This window comes from Pseudomonas sp. Pseusp3, assembly GCF_047304225.1.
GTDB classification, from domain to species: Bacteria; Pseudomonadota; Gammaproteobacteria; order Pseudomonadales; family Pseudomonadaceae; genus Aquipseudomonas; species Aquipseudomonas fluorescens_CD.
Genome location: NZ_JBGLYV010000033.1, coordinates 14,073 through 34,699 on the forward strand (window position 1 = coordinate 14,073; position 20,627 = coordinate 34,699).

The window sequence follows — 20,627 nt, forward strand, 5'->3', positions numbered from 1 at the left end:
AACACAGCGCATGCCCGGCGTCTCAAACGAACAAGAAGGGCAATGACATGGCGACGTGTGGCGAAGTATTGGTCAAGTTACTCGAAAACTACGGAGTCGAGCAGGTGTTCGGCATTCCGGGGGTTCATACCGTGGAGTTGTATCGCGGGCTGGCCCGTTCGAGCATCAACCACGTCACGCCGCGCCATGAACAGGGCGCCGGCTTCATGGCCGACGGCTACGCCCGCACCAGCGGCAAACCTGGTGTGTGTTTCATCATCACCGGCCCAGGCATGACCAACATCACCACCGCCATGGGCCAGGCCTACGCCGATTCGATCCCGATGCTGGTGATCTCCAGCGTGCAATCGCGCAGCCAGTTGGGCGGCGGTCGCGGCAAGCTGCATGAGCTGCCGAACCAGGGCGCATTGTGCGCCGGTGTCGCGGCCTTCTCCCACACCCTGATGTCGGCATCGGAATTGCCGGGCGTGCTGGCTCGCGCCTTTGCGCTGTTCCAGGCTGGCCGTCCGCGTCCGGTACACATTGAGATTCCGCTGGATGTGTTGGTTGAAGACGCCGACGACCTGCTCACCAGCCTGCCGGTCAACATCGACCGCGCCGGTGCTTCGCCGAGCGCCGTGTCGCGCATGACTGATTTGCTGGCCGGCGCCAAGCGTCCGCTGATTCTCGCCGGCGGCGGTGCAATCGACGCGGCGGCCGAGCTGACCGAGCTGGCCGAGCTGCTGGACGCACCGGTAGCCCTGACCATCAATGCCAAGGGCATGCTCGCCTCCGGCCACCCGCTGCTGATCGGTTCGACCCAGAGCCTGGTCGCCACCCGTGCGCTGGTCGCCGAGGCCGATGTGGTACTGGCCATCGGCACCGAGCTGGCCGAGACCGACTACGACGTGACCTTCGCCGGTGGCTTCGAGATTCCAGGCCAGCTGCTGCGCGTGGACATCGACCCGGACCAGACCGTGCGCAACTACCCGCCGCACGTGGCATTGGTGGCCGACTCGCGCAACGCCGCCCAGGCCTTGCTCAGCGCCTTGTCGCACAAATCCCTGGCCGAGCGCCGCAACGATTGGGGGCAAGTACGCGCCGCTCGTCTGCGTGAAGACCTGGCCGCTACCTGGGACGCACCGACCCTGGCCCAGACCCGTTTCCTGGAAACCGTGCTGCACGAACTGCCGGACGCCGTGTTCGTCGGCGATTCGACCCAGCCGGTGTACACCGGCAACCTGACCTTCAACCCGGAGCGTCCGCGCCGCTGGTTCAACTCGTCCACCGGTTACGGCACTCTCGGTTACGCCTTGCCTGCGGCCATTGGTGCCTGGCTCGGCGGCAGCGTTGAAAACGGCGCTCGTCCTCCCGTGGTGTGCCTGATCGGCGACGGAGGCCTGCAGTTCACCCTGCCGGAACTGGCCAGTGCCGTTGAAGCGCGCACCCCGGTGATCGTGCTGCTGTGGAATAACCAGGGCTACGAAGAGATCAAGAAATACATGGTCAACCGCGCCATCGAGCCGGTCGGCGTGGACATCTACACCCCGGACTTCATCGGAGTGGCCAAAGCATTGGGTTGCGCGGCCGAAGCCGTCAGCAGTGTCGAGCAATTGCGCGGCGCCTTGCGCGTGGCCACCGATCGCCAGGGTCCGACCCTGATTGAAATCGATCAGGCCGAATGGATGCAGGCGGTGTCGAAATGAGTTTCCCGACTACCCTGGATGGCCTGTACATCAACGGCCAATGGTCGGCGGGCAATGAACACCTGCGTGTCATCAACCCGGCGACCGAAGCCCTGTTGACCACGGTGAACGGTGGCGATGAACGCGCGGTCGATCAAGCCGTGAGCGCGGCGACCCAGGCGTTCGCCGCCTGGTCGAAAACCACGGGCGCCGAACGCGCTGCCATCCTGCGCAAAATCGCCGCGGGCGTGCAGGCCAATCGCGAAAAACTGATGCACTTGCAGTCGAGCAACAACGGCAAGCCGCAGTTCGAAGCCGCGATCGACGTCGATGACGTGATCGCCACGTTCGAGTATTACGCCGGTCTGGCCGAAGGCCTGGACGCGAAACAGGACAGTGCCATTGAGCTGCCGAGCGACGACTTCAGCGCTCGCTTGCGCCGTGAGCCGTGCGGTGTGGTTGGTCTGATCGTGCCGTGGAACTTCCCGATGGTCACCACCGCGTGGAAACTCGCCCCGGCCCTGGCCGCCGGTTGCTGCGTGGTGCTCAAGCCTTCGGAAGTGACGCCGCTGCCGGAACTGGAACTGGCGGCAATCATCGCGCAAGCCGGTGTGCCGGCGGGTGTCTTCAACCTGGTGTGCGGCACCGGCCTGGCAGTTGGCGCTCCGCTGTCGGCTGACCCACGCATCGCCAAAGTGTCGTTCACCGGCAGCAATGCGGTCGGCGTGCAGGTCATGCAACGTGCGGCGGAAACCGTCAAGGGCGTGAGCCTGGAACTGGGCGGCAAATCTTCGCTGCTGGTACTGGCCGATGCCGATATCGACCTGGCGGTGGACGTGGCTTGCGGCGGCGGTTTCTTCAACGCCGGGCAAATGTGTTCCGCCACCAGCCGTGTGCTGGTCGCCAATGAGCTGGCCGACGAGTTCCTGACCCGTGTGAAAGCCCGTGCCGAAGCGATTCGCGTGGCCGACCCGTTCGACCCGAACGTGGAAATGGGCGCCCTGGTCAATCAGGCGCAGTACCAGCGCGTGCTCGGTCACATCGATCGTGGTTTGAGTGCCGGCGCCAAACTGGTTTGCGGTGGAAATCGCCCGGCCGACCTGCCGCGCGGATATTTTTTGCAGCCGACAGTCTTCACCGAAGTGCCCCTCGACAGTGCGCTGTGGAATGAAGAGATTTTCGGCCCGGTGATCTGCGTGCGCAGTTTCGCCTCTGAAGCCGAAGCGATTGCCTTGGCTAACGACAGTCAGTTTGGCCTGGTCGCCAGTGTGGTGACGTGCAATGCCGAGACCGCCGACCGCGTCGCCAACGCGTTGCAGGCGGGGCTTGTGTGGATCAACGCACCGCAGGTGATCTTCCCGCAGACCGCCTGGGGCGGCTACAAGCAGAGCAGCATCGGCCGCGAATTGGGGCCGTGGGGCTTGCAGGCTTTCCAGGAAATCAAACACGTGATTCGGGCCGTCTGACGCCTGGCACTGTGTAGGAGCGAGCTTGCTCGCGATGGACGCATGGACGACACGGGCTGTCTGATGCCCCGCATTATCGTTGACGTCCATCGCGAGCAAGCTCGCTCCCACAAGGAAAAGGAGGCATGCGCTGACGTCATGGCTTCAATGAGTTTTTATCGATAGTCAGGTGTTTTACACGACCTCAGGATGAACCCGCTGACTCAGCCAGGCCCCCGAAAACACAGGGGCTAAAGCTGATCCAGCCGCGCGGATGCAACAGTTTCGACCAGCCTCATACCTACAAAAACAAAGGGAGTCCGTAATGGGCGAGCATGATCTGAACAGACGTCAATTCATCAAGACCGTGGGCGTAGCCTCGGTTGCAGCAGCGGCCATGAGCATGCCGTTCATCAAGGCCAATGCCAGCGATACACGTTTTGCCGGCAAGACCCTGCGTTTGCTGACCTGGTCCGATGACACCGGCCTGGCTGCACTGCGCAACATCGCCGCGACGTTCGAAGACAAGTACGGTTGCAAGGTCATCGCTGACCGCACCGGCAGTACCTCGGAAATGGTCGCCAAGCTCAAGGCCGGCGGTGATCGTCCGCAATACGACATCATCACCCTGGCAGGCGTCGGCGCCGAAGGTCTGGCCGCCGCCAACCTGCTGGAAAAACCCGACCTCAACCGCATTCCCAACCTCGTCGATGTACCGGAAAAGTACCGCACCGGCGCCAATGGCCACGGTATCGGTTACCTGCTGTGGTGCAACAGCCTGGTCTACAGCACCCGCACCCAGAAACAAGCGCCAGACAGCTACGCGGCCCTGTGGGACCCGGAGCTGGCCCCGAACATCTTCCTGCCGCCGCCGAACTGGACCGAGGCCATGGACCTGATCATCATCGCCGCCAAACTGGCCGGTGGTGACGAGCACAACATCGAACCGGGCTTCAAGAAACTCGCCGAGCTGAAAGATCGTGTGGTGACGCTGGGTGAAAACCCGAACCAGATCGCCGAACTGTTCCGCACCGGTTCCCTGGACATGGGCGGTCTGTACGCTCCAGCGTTCTTCCCGAAACAGATCCGCGATCCGAACTACGGCCTGGGCGCCACGTTCGGCATGAAGGAAGGTTTCTACACCGACCTGATGCTGTCGGTGATGCCGAAGAACCGTCCGGGCGATACCGATATGGCCTACGCCTTCATCAACCACTCTCTGGACCCACTGGTGCAGGGCAAGATGGCTGAAGACATCTACAACGGCCCGGTCAACGCCAAGGCGATCATCTCCGCCGAAGCACGCAAGAGTCCGTACATCCTCACGCCGGAGCAGATTGCCGAGAAGGCGATCATGCACGACAACGCCTTCCTGGCGACTGTGCATGACCAGTGGATTCGTCGTTACACGGAAATCTTTTCTTCCTGATCTGTAGGAGCGAGCTAGCTCGCGATGGATGTTAACGATGACGAGGGCTGCCTGAATGAACGTGGCGCCCTCACTTCCTTCGCGAGCTAGCTCGCTCCTACAGGGGATCGGGGTTTACACCCCGCTTCCGTGTGCCATTGATCTTCCATTGACGAGACCCTTTGCTATGGAACACCAACCTCTGACCCATCCGGTGAGTGCCGCCCCCGTGCGCGCTGCTCAGGGTGTTTCGCCAACGGCGCGCGCCTGGTTTTTCCTTTCGCCGTCGATGCTGTTTCTTGGCGTACTGATTGCCGCCAGCCTGCTGGTACTGCGCATGAGCGTGGGCACCAAGGGCGCGGAATGGTCCGGCTTCAGCCTGGCCAGTTACGCCCAGTTGCTGGAACCCTATTACCTCAAATCGCTGATGCTGACCCTGCGCCTGGCGCTGATCAGCGCGGTGATCGCAGTGATTCTGGCGATCCCGGTGGCCTACACCATGTCGCGCCTGACCTCGCCGTTCGTGCGACGGATCTTCCTTGCGGCGGTGCTGCTGCCCTTGCTGGTCAACCTGCTGCTGCAAAGCTACGGCTGGCTGGTGATCCTCGGTCCCGGCGGCATGCTCAACCAGACCCTGATGGGCCTGGGCCTGATCAAGCGCCCGATCATGCTGTTGTACAACCAGAACGGCGTGTTGATGGGCCTGGTGCAAACCGCCTTCCCGCTGGCCGTGTTGCCGATTGCCAGCGCCATGCGCGGTGTCGCTCGCAGCTATGAAGAGGCCGCCGCCACCCTCGGCGCCAGTCGCTTGCAGGTATTCCGCCAGGTGGTATTGCCGATGAGTCTGCCGGGGATCATTACCGGTGCGACCCTGGTGTTCGCCTACAACGCCAGCAGTTTTGTGGTGCCGTTGCTGCTCGGTGGCCGGCGCGTGCCGATGCTGGCGGTGATGGTGCATGACCAGATCGCCCCGCTGATGAACTGGCCCGCCGCATCCGCTGCCGGTGTGGTGCTGATCGTTACCACCCTGGCGATCATGACCCTGTCCGAATACATCACTGGCCGTCGTCGCCGCATGCTGGAGGCTTCGCAATGAGTACCCTGATCAAGAAGCGCCAGTCACTGTTGCCGGGTGATACCGGCAAGTTTGCCGGCATCCTCTCGGGCTTCATCCTGCTGTTGGCGGTGTTGCCGATCCTGACCATGATCGTGATGTCGTTCAGCGGCGCGTCGAACCTCGACTTCCCGCCGAGCAGCTACAGCCTGCAATGGTACAAAGCCGCCTGGCACACCTTTGTGTCACCGGACGCCAGCGACGTCCTGAGCCTCGGCCAGGCCATGAGCACCAGCCTGCTGGTGTCGTGCCTGACCATGATCTTCGCCACGCTGATCGCGGTGCCGGCGGCCTACGCGCTGACCCGTTGCGAGTTCCGCGGCAAGGCCGTGGCGCTGCAACTGATGTCGTTGCCACTGGTGTTCCCGATGGTGGTGTTGGGCCTGGCATTGCTGCTGGTGTTCGACAGCCTGCCGTTCCACATGACTACCTCGCGCCTGGTGATTGCCCACGTGATCCTCGCATTGCCGTTCGTGGTGAAGAACTGCACGGCGGCGATGCTCTCCATCGGCAGCGAAGTCGAGGAGGCCGCGCAGATGCTCGGCGCTTCACCGCTGCGGGCGATTGTCGATGTGGTGGTGCCGTTGATGAAGTCGGGGATCCTGGCGGGCATGCTGCTGGCGTTCATCGTCTCGTTCAACGAGTTCACCGTGACCTACTTCCTCTACACCATCGATGTGATGACCGTGCCGATCTGGATGTACAGCCGCACCGTGTCTTCGCTCGACCCAACCGTATTTTCGTTTGCCGTGCTGATCGTGCTGATCGACTTCGTCCTGATCTGGGCGCTGGAGAAGTTAGTCGGCGAAGGTGGCGTTTCGTTCTAGCTTCTGCCCGGAGGTGCCTGCGCTCGATCATGCTGCGTTAAAAGTCAGCTCAGAATGCTCATTGACTAAAGTCAACTCCGCTTCTTCGCAGACTTTTGCCTTGCCTGATCATCGCTCGGCGACCTCCAGACAGAACCTTATTTTTGAGGTGATTCTTATGTCTGGTCTGATTCTGGAAAACGTCGAGAAACATTACGGCTCGGCCTGCGCGGTAACGGATGTGAACCTGCATTTGCCCGAGGGCAAGCTGGTGTGTTTCCTCGGCCCTTCGGGCTGTGGCAAAACCACGTTGCTGCGCATGATTGCCGGCCTTGAAAGCCTGACCGGCGGCGAGATCCGCCTGGACGGTGAAGACATCGGCAACACCCCGGCGCACCTGCGCAACTTCGGCATGGTGTTCCAGTCCCTGGCACTGTTCCCGCACATGACCGTGGGCGAGAACATCGCCTATCCGCTGAAACTGCGCGGGGTCGGCAAGGCCGATCAGCAGAAGCGGGTGGTGGAATTGCTGGAACTGATCCAGCTGCAACCGATGATCAATCGTCCGGTGGCCAAGCTCTCCGGCGGCCAGCGTCAGCGCGTGGCGATTGCCCGGGCGATTGCCTCGCACCCGAAGATCCTGCTGCTCGACGAACCGTTGTCGGCGCTGGACGCCAAGCTGCGCGAGTCGATGCAGGTGGAAATCCGTCAACTGCAACAACGCCTGAACATCACCACCATCATGGTGACCCACGACCAGCGCGAGGCCATGACCATGGCTGATATCGTGGTGGTGCTGGGTGAACATCGGGTGCAGCAAGTGGGCACGCCGATTGAAATCTACCGGCACCCGGCCAATGAGTTCGTCGCCGATTTCATCGGCTCGGGCAACATCTTCCCGGCCACGGCGCTGGGCAACGGCAAGGTCTGCCTGCCGGGTGGCGATGCGCTGCAAGTGCCGATCTGCACGAGTATTGCGGCAGGGGAGAAGTTGAAGATGCTGATTCGTCCTGAAGACCTGCAACTGTCGGCACCCCAGGCGACCGCAGGCAACCGCTTGCTGGGCAAGGTGACGTTCGTGCGCGATATCGGCGCGACCATCGAGACCACGGTGGAGTGTTCCGGGGTGTCGTTTACCGCGCTGAGCACACCATGTCAGGGCTTCGGCCTGAGCATCGGGCATCCGGTGTCGGTGACGTTGCCGGCGGAGGCTTGCCGGGTACTCGGGGCCTGATCCGGATTTGATGTTGGCCTTGCTGGCCTTATCGCTGGCAAGCCAGCTCCTACAGGGTATGTGGCGTTCACAGAACCTGTGGGAGCGGGCTTGCTCGCGAAGGGGTCAGCAGCCACACCAAAAATTCCGGATCAGACTGACAACCGCAACCGCGCCAGATCCCTTAACGGCGGCGCGCCGAACAACCGGCTGTACTCCCGGCTGAACTGCGAAGGGCTTTCATAGCCGACGCGATACCCCGCCGCCGAAGCCTCCAGCCCTTCGGCCAGCATCAGCCGCCGCGCTTCCTGCAGGCGAAGCTGCTTTTGATATTGCAACGGACTCATCGCCGTCATCGCCTTGAAACGGTGATGCAAGGTCGACACGCTCAGGTTCACTTCCTTCGCCAGATCATCGATGCGCAACGGCTGCTCGAAGTTGCCGTTGAGCCATTTGATCGCCTGGCTGATGCGATGGCTCTGGCTGTTGGCGATGGCGATTTCGTACAGCCGATGCCCCTGTTTGCTGCGCAACAGTCGATAGAGGATCTCCCGGCGAATCAGCGGCGCGAGCATGGCGATGTCTTTGGGCGTGTCCAGTAGCCGTGCCAGACGCAGCACCGCATCAAGCATGGCGGTGTCGAGTCGTTCGACATACAGCCCGCGCCCGGTCGGCCGGGTGGGTACGCCGAGGGGGCCGGCGTCGGCGATCAATGCAGTGATTTCCGCCGGGTCGATGTCCAGGCGCAAGGCCAGGATCGGTTCCTCGGCCGAGACATCCACCACCCGTCCACTCAGCGGCATCGAGACCGAGACCACCAGGTAGTTCAACGGGTCGTAGTTGAAGTACTCGTTGGCCAACTGAACTTCCTTGCGTCCCTGAGCCATGATGCACAGCGCCGGTTGCGCGAGCACCGGGGCGAACTCGTGGGACTGGCTGTGGCGTGACATGAACAGCGAGGCGATGGCCGTGGCATAACTGCCGTCTTCGGCGGTGTTACGGCGGATGATCGCCGCCAGTTCCGCGCGCTGCTTTTCCATGTCGGTGTCCAGCGGGGCTTGAAAGTGATCGGGCGACGACATGCGAGGCATCCTCGGCAAGGCAGGGTGGGAATGGAGCAGAGCATAAGTTTGTGCAAGTGACAGTGGTAGACACATCCTGCCGGATGCTTGCCTGATTCTGCCTGGGCTCGACCGGCGGTATTAACACTAGAGCCTTGCACCGGAAAAACTTGCTTGAAACTCGTATGGCAGAACCGTGACAGGGTTTTACCGCTTGTTACAGGCTTCCCATGCAGTTTCGCAGGATTGTGCAACGCACCGGCAGGAATCGACTAACGAGACCGGCGTCGCGGCCCTTAACCTTTGATCCTGTCGCAGCCCGTCCCCCGGCTGCCTCGCGACTCCCCGGGAGGGTTGAACATGTCCAAGCAAATCCCCGTCAGTCATATGGCCTTCGTTCGAGCGCGCGCCGGGCGCTCGGTGGAACTTGGTGTGCGCCTCAGTGCCCTGATCGAGCCGTCCCGCGCAGCGCCGGGCTGCCTGAGTTTTGCCTTGCAGCATTCGCAGTGCGATCCGGATCTGTGGCTGGTGTCCGGTTTCTGGAGCAATCAACAGGCCATGACCGCGTACTTCAGCACGCCGGCGATGGAGGTTTTTGCCGAGCTGGTGCAGGACCTGGTGGTCAATAGCCTGGATTTCCATACCTTCAAGGATGTGTCGGCGGCGCAGGCCCTCGGTCAGTCCGCAGTGGCGGTACACAAACTGGCCGGTTGAGGGTTTAATGACAGCATTCTCAACCAGCCAGGATTCGCGACATGGCACGTAAAGCCTTTGAACACTTTGAAGCTGTTTCCGCTGTAGTACCGGGCGAGGGTGGTTACCACGCCGCTATCGCCGTCAAAGCGCTGGGTGGTTCCGGCGCCCCGCGTTTTCACAAAGTGCTGGAAGGCCAGGTCTTCAAGACTGCCCACGAGGCCGATGATGCGGCCGCCAAGGAGCTGACCCGCCTCAAGGACGTCAAGGAAAACACCGACCTGCTCTGGTGATCACTTCACCGCCCCCGGGCGGTACATCTTGAACAACGCCTCAGGCCCCAGCTGGAAATAATCCGCTGGCCCGCCGCCGCGCAGAATCGGTTCTGCCGCGGCGGTGTCGTATATCCCATCCTTCAACAACCATTTGGCGATATGCACGGCGACCACTTCGCCGAGGATCAGCCAGCTCGGCACCACATTGCCGTCCGCCCGTTGCAACTGGATGATCTGCGTGACCTTGCACTCGAACGACACCGGGCTTTCGGCCACTCGTGGCACCTGAATCACCTTCGAGGCAACGGTCGTCAGTCCGGCCAGTTCGAATTCGTTGACCTCAGGCCCGACCATGGCGCAGCTCTGGTTCATCTGCTCGGCCAGCGGCCGCGTGGCCAGGTTCCAGACGAATTCACCGGTCTGTTCGATGTTGTTCAGGCTGTCTTTGCGCCCGACGCTGGAAAAACCGATGATCGGCGGAATGTAGTTGAAGGCGTTGAAGAAGCTGTAGGGCGCCAGGTTCAGGCGGCCCTCGGCATTCTGCGAAGAGATCCAGCCAATGGGGCGTGGGCCGACGATGGCGTTGAACGGATCGTGGGGCAGGCCGTGGCCGTTGGCGGGTTCGTAGAAGTGGATGTCGTCGGGCATTGGGGAGAATTTCCGGAGCGGGCGGGAGACGCTCATGGTGCAAGCACGCGCCGCAGATTTCCAGCCGGATTCAGCACTTGAGGTGATGAGGTCAAATGTGGGAGCGGGCTTGCTCCGGGCGGCGTTCCGACGAATGCGTCGGCACATCCAGCATCAATGTGACTGATACACCGCTTTCGCGAGCAAGCCCGCTCCCACAGGTTCCATGGTTGACCCGAATACTTCTACGTCCCCCCAATTCCCCTCCACAATCAGCCGATACTTTCAGCGGTGCCGGTTTTATCGAAGCCATCGGCGGCATAGGTGCCCGAACGGGCGTGCTCGATGGCAGCGCTGGTGCCGGTGCCGTAGGAGGCCGAGCCGGTTTTGTCGTAACCGTCGGCTGCAAAGGCATTGGCAGCCAGCACGGAAAGGGTCAGGGCAAGGATCAGTCGGGTTTTCATGACAGGTACTCCAGGTACGTTCGTAATGGGTTCGTTCAGATGCTCTTTCGAGGCCTGTAACGGATATACGTGCGTCCTGTTCATCTGGATGCACTCAGGCGCAGGGTGCGGCCGGTGAATTAACCGATGATTATCTTGCTGGAGGGGGAGACGAATGGTGGCCTTCGCGAGGTCGCTCGCGAAGGCTCATGGCACTCACCGTTGCAGTGAGTGCCGGTGGACGGTCAGTCCGTCACGATCCGCGAATGCTTGCGGGTGTCTTTCATGGTCACGTACACCAGCAACGACACGGCAATACACGCGGTGACATACCAGTAGTAACCGGTTTCCATGCCGATGCTCTTGAACCACAGCGCGATGTATTCGGCGGTGCCGCCGAAGATCGATACGGTCAGTGCGTATGGCAGGCCCACGCCCAGGGCGCGAATCTCGGTCGGGAACAGTTCGGCTTTCACCACGGCGTTGATCGAGGTATAGCCGCTGACGATGATCAGCGCCGCCATGATCAGGAAGAACGCGCCCCACCAGGTCGTAACGGTGTGCAGGGTGGTGAGGATCGGCACGGTGAACAGGGTCCCGAGGATACCGAAGGCAATCAGGATCGGCCGGCGACCGATTTTATCCGACAGCCCGCCGATGACCGGCTGCAGGCACATGAACAGGAACAGCGTGGCGGCGGAAATGGTGGTGGAGTCGGAAATGCTCATGCCGACGGTGTTCACCAGGTATTTCTGCATGTACGTGGTGTAGGTGTAGAACGCCAGGGTACCGCCCATGGTCAGGCCGACCACGGTCATCAGTTCCTTGGGATGACGCAGCAAGGTGCGCATCGCGCTTTCCTTGGCTTTCTCTTTTTTGGTGAACGACTCGGTCTCTTCCATGCCGCGACGCAGGTACAACGCAACCACGGCACACAGCGCGCCGATGGCGAACGGGATGCGCCAGCCCCAGGCGTAGAGCTCTTCGGTGGTCAGCAGTTGTTGCAGCACGATCAGCACTGCCAAAGCGATGAGCTGGCCGGAGATCAGGGTCACGTACTGGAAGCTGGAGTAGAAGCCGCGACGCTCCTTGGTCGCCATTTCGCTCAGGTAAGTGGCGGAGGTGCCGTATTCGCCACCCACCGACAGGCCTTGCAGCAAGCGCGCGAACACCAGCAGTATCGGCGCGCCGATGCCAATGACTTCGTAGCTTGGGCTCAAGGCGATCAGCAGCGAGCCGAAGCACATCAGGTACACCGAGGCCATCAGGGCCTTTTTGCGCCCGACCTTGTCGGCATACAGGCCCATCAGCCAGCCACCGATTGGACGCATCAGGAAGCCCACGGCGAAGATCGCGGCGGTGTTGAGCAGTTGGGCGGTGGTGTCGCCTTTGGGGAAGAAAGTCTTGGCGAAGTACAGGGAGAAGGCGGCATAGACGTACCAGTCGTACCACTCGACCATGTTGCCGACGGAACCGCTGAAGATCGATTTGATGCGACTGGAAGTGGTTCTTTCTTTGGCCGGTACGGCAGCCGACCCAAGCGGCAGGGAGTTGGAGTTATCCATTGAAGGATCCTTCATTTAATTGTTTTTGTGGAGCGCGATGAAACGCAGCCTGCCTGGGCTATAGCAGGAGCTGTGCCAACGGGGAGAGGGCCGGTTTAGAGGGGGGAGGGTGTTTCAGTGAGCGGAAATCCGCTTATCTGTGGTTGGTGGTGGGCGGAAAGTTGCTTATTCGGGCTCCTGGGTTTGTGTCGCCTGTACCGGCCTCTTCGCGAGCAAGCCCGCTCTCACAATTGATCTGAGACGTACACAAATCTTGTGTTCACTGGAGATCCACTGTGGGAGCGGGCTTGCTCGCGAAGAGGCCAGTTCAGGCGCTACAAAAACATCTCCCGACTCAACCCATGCCGCTGCATCTTTTCATTGAAGGTCCGGCGCGGCAGCTGCAGTTCTTCGAGCACCGCCTTCACATCACCCTTGTGCCGGGTCAACGCCGCACGCAGGCATTGCGCCTCAAACGCTTCCTGCTGCGCCGCCAGTGACTGGCCGGGCTCGATGCCCAGGGGCTCCGGCTCGCCGAGCCCCAATACCTGACGTTCGGCGACGTTCGCCAGTTCGCGCACATTGCCCGGCCAGTCGTGGCTCAATAGATGGCTCAGCTGTGGACCGCTCAACGGTGGCAAGGTCCGCCCCAGGCGTTCGGCAGCGTTGCGGGCAAACGACTCGTAGAGCAACGGGATGTCCTCGCGCCGGTCGCGCAGCGGCGGCAAGCGCAGCTCGGCGACGTTCAAACGATAGGCCAGGTCTTCGCGAAAACGTCCGGCCCGCGCTTCGTCGAGCAGGTCCGGTTTGGTCGCGGCGATGATGCGCAAATCCACGCGGATGCTCTGGTTCGACCCCAGTCGCTCAAGCTTTTGCTCCTGCAACACCCGCAGCAGTTTCACCTGCTGGGCCAGCGGCATGCTTTCGATTTCATCGAGAAACAGTGTGCCGCCGTCGGCGTACTCCAGTTTGCCAATGCGCTTGCCGGACGCCCCGGTGAACGCGCCGCTCTCGTGACCGAACAGCTCGGCCTCGAACAATTGCTCGGGGATGGCCGCGCAGTTGAGTGCGACAAAGGGCTTGTCGGCCCGGGGCCCGAAGTCGTGCAGGCAACGCGCAACCAGTTCCTTGCCGCTGCCGGTTTCACCGCGAATCAGCACGTTGACCGGCAGTGCTGCCAGGTCCAGCACCTGCCGCCGCAGGGTCTGCAAACCCCGGGACACGCCGAGCAGCGTGGCATCCAGTTTGGCGCGGTTGTCCGCCTGCTCGTGCAGCGCACGGTTTTCCAGCACCAGCCGGCGCTTGTCGAGGGCGCGGCGCAGGCTGCCAAGCAGGGTTTCCGGGCTGAAGGGTTTTTCGAGGAAATCGTAGGCACCGTCGCGCATGGCCTCGACGGCCATCGGTACATCGCCGTGGCCGGTCAACAGGATCACCGGCAAATCGGCATCCCGGCGTTGCACCTCGGCCAGCAGTTCCAGGCCGGTCATGCCGGGCATGCGCACATCGCTGAGAATCACCCCGGCAAAGTGCCTGGGCAATTGCGCCAGGCATTCATCGGCGCGGCTGAACAGCTGCACCTCGAAACCCGACAGGCTCAACCATTGCTCAACGGCACTGCGGATGCTGCTTTCGTCGTCGACCACCATCACTGAGTTCAGCATGGTTCATGCACCTCCAGGTCGATGGGCAAGGTCATGGTAAACACGGCACCTTTGTCATGATTGGCGGCACTCAGGCGCCCGCCGGATTCGTGAACGATGGCAAACGATACGGCCAGGCCGATGCCCAGGCCATCGCCCACCGGTTTGGTGGTGAAGAACGGATCGAAGACCTTGGACAGGTTCTCTTCGGCGATACCGCCACCATTGTCTTTCACGCTCAGGCGCCACAATTGCTCGTCGGCTTCCAGGCGGATTTCCAGGCGTTTGCAGGGTTTGTCCTGCATCGCATCGAGGGCGTTGCGCAGCAGATTGATCAGCACCTGTTCCAGACGAATCGCATCGCCGCGCACCCAGGCCGGGCGGGTCAGGTGCAACACCGTGCTGACCTGTTCGTCGCGCAACCTTGTGTCGAGCAGTTGCAGCGACTGGTCCACCACCGTTGCCAGGTCCAGGCGTTCGCGCAGACCGCTGGGGCTCTTGCGGGCGAAGGTTTTCAGGTGGCCGGTGAGGGCCGCCATGCGGGTGAGCATTTCATCCACCGGTTTGAGCGCCTTGTAGGCGTCGTCGACGCGGCCGTTGTCGAGCAGCAGGCGCAAGGTCGCCAGCTGCATGCGCTGGGCGGTGAGCGGCTGGTTGATCTCATGGGCCAGGGCGGCGGACATCTGCCCCAGCGCCGCGAGTTTGGCCGACTGCACCAGGCCTTCCTGGGCGGTGCGCAGGTCGCGGGTACGCTCTTCTACCAGTCGTTCGAGTTCTTCGCGACTGCGCTGGCGCATTTTCGCCAGGCGCCAGCGCTGGTTGAGAAACAGCAGCAGGAACACCAGGGTCAGCCATAGCCCGGCCGCGGCGAGCGCCGCATTGCGGCTGTCTTCGAAGGCGACTTGCGGGCGACGCAGCAGGTGCAGGGTCCAGCCCTCGGCACTCAGCGGCAGGGATTCCCACAGGTAATCCGCCTTGCCGTCCGGACCATCGACCCGAGACAGGTCACTGTTGTCGTCGAAGCGCCGCAACGATTGAAACTCAAGCGGCGTCAGGGGCTGTTTATCGTACTGGCGGGTGGTCTTGAGTTCGGCATGATCGCTATCGCTCAGCGGCTTGAGCAGGCGGTAGCGCCAGCCCGGCTGGTTGGCGATGAAGATGATCCCGCGCGCATCGCTGACCAGCAGCGTATCGCTGCCCTGACGCCACTCGCGCTCCAGTTCGGGAAATTCCAGTTTCACCACCATGGCGCCAAGGAACTGGCCATCGTCATCGCTGACCGCACTGGAGAGGAAGTAACCGGGAATCCCGCTGGTCACGCCTACCGCGTAAAAACGCCCGGTGCCCTGAGTGCGAGTCTGGTTGAAATAAGGGCGGAACGCGTAGTTGTGACCGACATAACTGCTGGGCAGGCGCCAGTTGCTGGCCGCGATGGCCAGGCCGTTGCGGTCGAGCAATTCCAGGGTCGAGGATTGGGCGGCGCCGTTGATTTTTTCCAGTTTGCGGTTCAACGCATCCTGCTGTTCGGGGCTCACCGCCCCCCTGAGCGCCGAGCGCAATTCCGGGTCCAGCGCCAGCACGGCGGGCAGGGCACGGTAACGTTCGATCAAGGTATGCAGGGACGTGGCGTACAGCGCCAATTGCTGATTGGCGCGGGCGGCGTCTTCGACCATTGACTGACGCACGGAGTGGCGCACGGCCAGGGTCGCGGCGATGGCGGCGCCGGCGATGATCAACAGGGTGTAGAGCGCCAGGCGCAGGGTTCGGGAGGTCGGGAGCATCGAACGGAAATCGGACAAAAGATAAGAGGCGCAAGATAGCATGCGGACTATCTTGCGCCAGATCTCATCTCACTGTGCCCTGGTGAATATCTTGAGCTTTCAATCGCTCATTTTTTTGCACATTTGTTCCACTTCGGTCTCAAGGCACGAAGGTAAGCCACTTGCCGTACCACTATGCCACGACCGTCGGTAGCAGCCAGCGCTGGCGTATGGCGGTGGATGTTTGCGCTCAATGGATTGTCCAGATGGATTGCCGTTGTGCGGGTGGCGGATCAAACAAGTCGTTTTCGTCAAACGCAATGGTGTACCAGGTGCGATAGCGTTGTTCCCGACGCAACGGTTTTTCTTCTGGTGGATTGCCCTGCAGCATTTTTTTCGCCAGCACAGTGTGTGTCGGCCGGCCGGCGGCGTCGTAGAACTGCTGGTCGTGGTAGCCCGACTCGCGGATCGAGGCGTCGTTGATGTAGCGGTAGGCGCTGGCGAAGTAGGGGCGATAGATCCGCACGGTTTCGCCTTTATTGTTGTACTCGACCCGTTCGCTGACCCGCCAGCGCCGGGCCGCCTGTTCTTCCTTGGGGCGACCGTTTTCGTCGGGCTCAAGTTCGCCTTTGTCGTTGACCACCCAGGCCAGGCCGGGTTCGACCTCCTGTTTGGTTTGCAGGGAGCGTCCGAAGCCATCCCAGCAGGCGATGGCCGCGCGGATTTGCAGCTCCGGATCGCCGGGGTAGCGGTCGGCCTGCAAGGTGACGACATGCACGGGTTCGCGATGCGCGTTGTCGAGGTATTGCTGAAGCTGCCGTTCGTTCGCGGAAGGATTTTGCAGGCCTTCAAGGTGCACACGTGCCCGGCTGCAAAGATGGCCGTCGGGCAATACGAAACCTTCGGCGCGGGCCCAGGCCAGCCAGGGCGCGGGCGCTGCCGGGGGGATTTTGCCCATCCAGCTGAAGGGCGCGGAGAAGTTGGCCGTGGCGTAGTTGTCGATGGCTTTGTTCTTGTCGGCGATAGCGCCTGCCGGGGTGCGGTCCTCAGGTGGCTGGTAACCGCTGAGCGGATGGAAACCGACCTCGACGCCCAGTTCCGTGCCGTAGAAACTGGTCACCAGCACTTCGCCGAACGCGTTGTAGCGAGCCTCCTGGGTGTTTTGATTGGGGTCGATGATGCCTGCTGGCAGGAACGATCGGTAGTCGATATCGAGGATGCCTGTGGTGCAGCCATCCGGCAACGTGACGGCGGTACTCAGGCACCAGTGCTCGTCATACGCGACTGAGGTGATGCCATGGCTTTTGGTCTGCTGGAATTTTTCGACGTTATGGAACCCTTCCAGGCCGTGGTAAGTGGGGAAGCTCTTGCGCACGGACCACAGATAGTTCTTGGCATCGGTCGGGTCTACGGGGTCACCCGCGGGAGCATCCGGCAGGAACAGATCCATGATGTGGTAACCGACTTCGGGTGATTGGAGTTTCTCCTTGAGGTTGAACGGCATGTTGCCGTTTTCGTCCTTGAGCTTGTCGTAGGCGCTCAGGGCGGCGGCATCCAGTTCGGCGGTTTCCAGGTAGTCGGGCAGGGCGGTGAAAATCAGTCGGTCCGGGTCCAGCAATTGGCCGGTGGCCGGGTCCTGATAGCGTTGCAGCGACAAACCGGTCAGCACCGCTTTGCCTGCCCAGGCTCCTGCGTCGGCGGCCCACTCAAGGAGCTTCTCATGGTGGATGTCGACAGGTTTGAGTTCGTTTTTTTCCAGGACCAGCGCATTGCCGCGCTGACGATAGGGCAGGCCCAGGCGCCAGCCGTCAGTGTTTTCCAAATGGCAATGCTCGGCTTTCGCCTCGGTCAGATACCAGCATTGTTGCGCTTCGTCGTGGGCGTCCAGCCACCATTTGTTTTCGTAGTCTTCATCGCTTTCGTCGCCGGGCTGATCGACGTGGAAGGGCGGATTGTCCTTGTCGGTTTTACGCCGGGCGTAGTGCACGACAAAACCATGAGTCAGGCTGCCGAACTTGTCCCACTCCAGGTTGATCGTGTGCTGGACCAGCGGGTCGTCGGCGAGTGTTTTTTCGTACTGGTAAGCGATGCTTTCCAGCGCCAGTGACTGCAACACGGCATAGGGGTGATGTTTACCTTTGGGGCGCAACTGGCGAATGAGAAAGCGGTTCTCCTGCACTGTATAGGGCACAGCCGTTGCGGGATCATCGTCAGCGGCAAAAACCTCTGAGCGCAACACAGAGCCGCTGAGGGCGCGGGCCATCTCGCGGACGAGTTCTTCGTCGGGCTCGATCACTCGTCCCGCCGCGTCGCTGAGGTGATACTCGTGCAGCAGGGTTGCGCGCAAATCGACGGCGTTGGTGTCCCCCCGGTAGTAACTATCGTCACGCATGTCTATGGCTTTGCCCGTATGGAACCAGGTCTTGCTGAGAATCGGCGCAGTGAAGCCCAGGCTTGAACGTTCGGCCACCGAAGCCTCAGTATCGGTTTGCAGCAGCAGGCCAAAACCACGGAACTCACGTTCGAAACTGTCGTAGAAACCCTGGCGGTAAGTGAAGCCCTGGGTCAGTCGATTGCCGGTGATTTCATCGAGCTGGGTCTGCTGGCTGACCAGATGCATGGCAAACGGCAGGTGCGAAACCGGGGCTTTGCCGGCCGCGATCAGCTCGGCTTTTTCATCCAGCCATTCCTGGGCCGAACTGCGGTAGCTCACGCCCGTCACGGCGCCCATATTGTTGTGGCTGGCACTCACCAGATACGGCTTGGCGCTGACGAAATCGTAGCGCCAGTGCCGGGGCTCCATGTGCGGTACGGTCAGGATCAGGCTGGAACAACCCAGCCCTTGCAGGTCGGCGATGCTCACCTGGCAGAGGCGGTCGTAACGCACGCCTTGCGGCCACGGCATTGTCACCGAGGCTTCATCGAAGCCTTCGCCGCCGTGGTTCATGAACACCCGGAATCCGTCGGACTCCAGGTAGATCAGGTCAACGGCACCCGAGCCGTCCAGGTCTGCCAGTCGTACCCGCGATGCATCGAACTCGGCATAGTCGAAGGGCAGGTCGCAAAGCACGAAGCCTTTGCCGAACTTTCCATGACCCAGATTCGGCCAGCATTTGACTTCGTTGTGACGGATGCGCACCAAGTGCTGCGTGCCGCTGCCCAGTGGGTCGCTGAACGCCACCAGTTCGGTCTGGGCATTGCTCAGCAGCGGCAGTGAGTCTTCACCGTGAGGGACGTCGGCCCCTTGGCTGAACCCGACTTCACGACGGCTGGAGTACAACCGCACACTCCGCGGGCCGATCAACGCCAGGTCAGTCAGGCCGTCGCCCACCAGGTCGGCGAGTTGCGCCTTGGGATGAAAAAACTCCGTGGGAAATGCCGCGTAGGCCACGAAGTTCGACCAGGTTCGGTCGGGATTGAGGGTGAAGAAACCGGACAGACCGGGCTGGGCGATGACCCAGTCGAGCTTGCCGTCGCCCGTCAGGTCGCTGAGGGACTGGCGAACCGGTTTGCTGCTGTCGGCCACGGGAATGCCGGGCAATAGCGCCCAGTCGCCATAACTCACTTCATTGCCGCCACTGGCGGCGCGTAGCGGTTCGCGGTAATACCAGGCCTTGTCGCTGCTGAACAGCACGCCGGGCATGCCTTCGCCATACAAGTCCACCAGTTGATAACGCTGGCCATCATTGAGACCGGGCATCTGCGGGAACTTGCGGTAACCCTCGCGCTGCGGATCGAGTTCGAACGGGTTATAGAAGAACTCCATGGGCGGCCGGCTTTCCATCTGTCCCTGATTGTCATACGCCTGGATGTGGGCGGCGGTCAGATGGTTGTAGCCCAGCGGACTCTGGCGATGCTCGAGCAGCAGGCGCTGGACCAGTACCGGGTCGTTACCGAGCTCTTCGGCGAACTGATGAAACATCAGGACCTGACGGCACAGGCGCCGGGAGCCCAGTTCAAAACCGTAGGCGTAGTTCCAGAATGGATCCTTGCGTGGTTCGCCCCAGTCTCCGCGCTCTATACCGGGTAGATCGTACATCGGCACTTGCGTCAGGTCGGCACTGCGTTCGCCGTAATCGAACAGCAGGTGGAAATGCCAGGCCACGTCTTTCCAGCCATTGGCTTTCCATGCATACAGGTTGGCGCTGGCCTGGGCGTTGCCGTACAAGACCCGACGCAGGTAGCGCTGGGCACGGTAGTCACGCAACTGTGGGGCGGTCGGCACATCGACTTCTGCCTGGTACAGGTACACCACATGTTCGCCGCGCAGGTTCAGGCTTTCATCGATCAGCCACACACCGACGCGGGACTTGTCGTTCGAATCGGCCCGGCGTGACGCCTCGGTTTTGCCGTAGCAGTGCAGGCTGCCGTCGGCACCGTGGATCAGCCAGAAGCCCGCCGGATTGTCCGCATCGCCCTCTTTGGTCCAGTGCTCGATCAAATCGAAAGCGCCTTCGACCCGCGGCCAGTAGCGCACGACCTGATGCATGCCGATCTGGACGCCGTTGTACCCGGACACCGCCCTGGAGATCAGTTTGCCGTCATCACTCTTCTCGGGCATCCACACGTCACCGCCGGGGCCAACCACCTGGTCGCTGCCATCGTACTTCGGCACGCCTTTGGTGGTGCGCAGGGTGATCGCATTGGTGGTCAGGCGCCAGCCGATGCCGAACGGACTGTTACCGACATCGCTGCTGTAACCCAGGCCCAGGGCCGGGACCATGTCACGATTGGGCGCCTTGCTGATGGGCAGTGGCAGCTCCAGCGACGCCGCACCGGTGGTGCCGACACCGCCCCAGCCCTTGCCGATGCTCTGGATGGCGCCGCCGCCTTTGGGCAGGGCGGGTGCGTTGATTTCGAGGGTGCCCTGCTGTTCAGTCGCCATGGGAGTGTCCGCCGTGACAGAGAATGCATCGAGTGCATTCAAGCTATCA

Annotated in this window: 15 protein-coding genes; 8 read left to right on the forward strand and 7 right to left on the reverse strand. The window is 61.7% G+C overall.

What is annotated here, in order from left to right:
• The first annotated feature begins 47 nt into the window (after nt 1-47).
• The 6 genes from ACCD00_RS13635 to ACCD00_RS13660 all read left to right on the forward strand — a co-directional run bounded on the left by ACCD00_RS13635 (nt 48) and on the right by ACCD00_RS13660 (nt 7,671).
• Nucleotides 48-1,685, forward strand: coding sequence for a 5-guanidino-2-oxopentanoate decarboxylase (locus ACCD00_RS13635; RefSeq protein ID WP_413425211.1), 1,638 nt, complete (start codon nt 48-50; stop codon nt 1,683-1,685).
• A complete protein-coding gene (locus tag ACCD00_RS13640) occupies nt 1,682-3,130 on the forward strand; it encodes an aldehyde dehydrogenase family protein (RefSeq protein ID WP_413425213.1) in 1,449 nt (482 codons plus the stop codon). Before ACCD00_RS13635 ends, ACCD00_RS13640 begins: the two co-directional genes overlap by 4 nt.
• Nucleotides 3,131-3,434: 304 nt before the next feature.
• A complete protein-coding gene (locus tag ACCD00_RS13645) occupies nt 3,435-4,538 on the forward strand; it encodes an ABC transporter substrate-binding protein (RefSeq protein WP_007986100.1) in 1,104 nt (367 codons plus the stop codon).
• A 166-nt stretch (nt 4,539-4,704) separates the two neighbouring features.
• On the forward strand, nt 4,705-5,613 hold the full coding sequence (locus ACCD00_RS13650) for an ABC transporter permease (RefSeq protein ID WP_057396286.1): 909 nt from the start codon (nt 4,705-4,707) through the stop codon (nt 5,611-5,613).
• Nucleotides 5,610-6,458: an ABC transporter permease gene (locus ACCD00_RS13655; protein WP_413425216.1), complete on the forward strand. Its 849-nt coding sequence runs from the start codon at nt 5,610-5,612 to the stop codon at nt 6,456-6,458. The genes ACCD00_RS13650 and ACCD00_RS13655 overlap by 4 nt, the downstream gene beginning before the upstream one ends.
• A 157-nt stretch (nt 6,459-6,615) precedes the next feature.
• Nucleotides 6,616-7,671: an ABC transporter ATP-binding protein gene (locus tag ACCD00_RS13660; protein ID WP_413425218.1), complete on the forward strand. Its 1,056-nt coding sequence runs from the start codon at nt 6,616-6,618 to the stop codon at nt 7,669-7,671.
• 131 nt (nt 7,672-7,802) lie between these two features.
• Here ACCD00_RS13660 and ACCD00_RS13665 read toward each other — a convergent pair whose 3' ends face one another.
• On the reverse strand, nt 7,803-8,732 hold the full coding sequence (locus ACCD00_RS13665; RefSeq protein WP_413425220.1) for an AraC family transcriptional regulator: 930 nt from the start codon (nt 8,730-8,732) through the stop codon (nt 7,803-7,805).
• Between the two features lie 339 nt (nt 8,733-9,071).
• Here ACCD00_RS13665 and ACCD00_RS13670 point away from each other — a divergent pair, with 339 nt between their 5' ends.
• Together ACCD00_RS13670 and ACCD00_RS13675 are read left to right on the forward strand one after the other, a co-directional pair.
• Entirely contained in the window at nt 9,072-9,425 is a 354-nt protein-coding gene (locus ACCD00_RS13670) for a putative quinol monooxygenase (RefSeq protein WP_413425222.1), read from the forward strand.
• A gap of 41 nt (nt 9,426-9,466) precedes the next feature.
• Nucleotides 9,467-9,697, forward strand: a complete 231-nt coding sequence (locus ACCD00_RS13675) for a hypothetical protein (RefSeq protein ID WP_085714463.1) — start codon at nt 9,467-9,469, stop codon at nt 9,695-9,697.
• Here ACCD00_RS13675 and ACCD00_RS13680 read toward each other — a convergent pair whose 3' ends face one another.
• The 6 genes from ACCD00_RS13680 to ACCD00_RS13705 all read right to left on the reverse strand — a co-directional run bounded on the left by ACCD00_RS13680 (nt 9,698) and on the right by ACCD00_RS13705 (nt 20,578).
• Complete coding sequence (locus tag ACCD00_RS13680; protein ID WP_413425224.1) at nt 9,698-10,327, reverse strand: flavin reductase family protein; 630 nt, start codon at nt 10,325-10,327, stop codon at nt 9,698-9,700.
• Nucleotides 10,328-10,578: 251 nt separating this feature from the next.
• The gene (locus tag ACCD00_RS13685; RefSeq protein WP_413425226.1) at nt 10,579-10,770 is read right to left on the reverse strand and encodes a hypothetical protein; all 192 of its coding nucleotides are present in this window, start codon (nt 10,768-10,770) and stop codon (nt 10,579-10,581) included.
• Nucleotides 10,771-10,994: 224 nt separating this feature from the next.
• Complete coding sequence (locus ACCD00_RS13690; protein ID WP_413425228.1) at nt 10,995-12,314, reverse strand: MFS transporter; 1,320 nt, start codon at nt 12,312-12,314, stop codon at nt 10,995-10,997.
• A gap of 314 nt (nt 12,315-12,628) precedes the next feature.
• Complete coding sequence (locus tag ACCD00_RS13695) at nt 12,629-13,954, reverse strand: sigma-54-dependent transcriptional regulator (protein ID WP_413425230.1); 1,326 nt, start codon at nt 13,952-13,954, stop codon at nt 12,629-12,631.
• Complete coding sequence (locus ACCD00_RS13700; RefSeq protein ID WP_413425270.1) at nt 13,948-15,714, reverse strand: ATP-binding protein; 1,767 nt, start codon at nt 15,712-15,714, stop codon at nt 13,948-13,950. Before ACCD00_RS13700 ends, ACCD00_RS13695 begins: the two co-directional genes overlap by 7 nt.
• 229 nt (nt 15,715-15,943) lie before the next feature.
• The gene (locus ACCD00_RS13705; RefSeq protein WP_413425232.1) at nt 15,944-20,578 is read right to left on the reverse strand and encodes a SpvB/TcaC N-terminal domain-containing protein; all 4,635 of its coding nucleotides are present in this window, start codon (nt 20,576-20,578) and stop codon (nt 15,944-15,946) included.
• Nucleotides 20,579-20,627 lie beyond the last annotated feature (49 nt).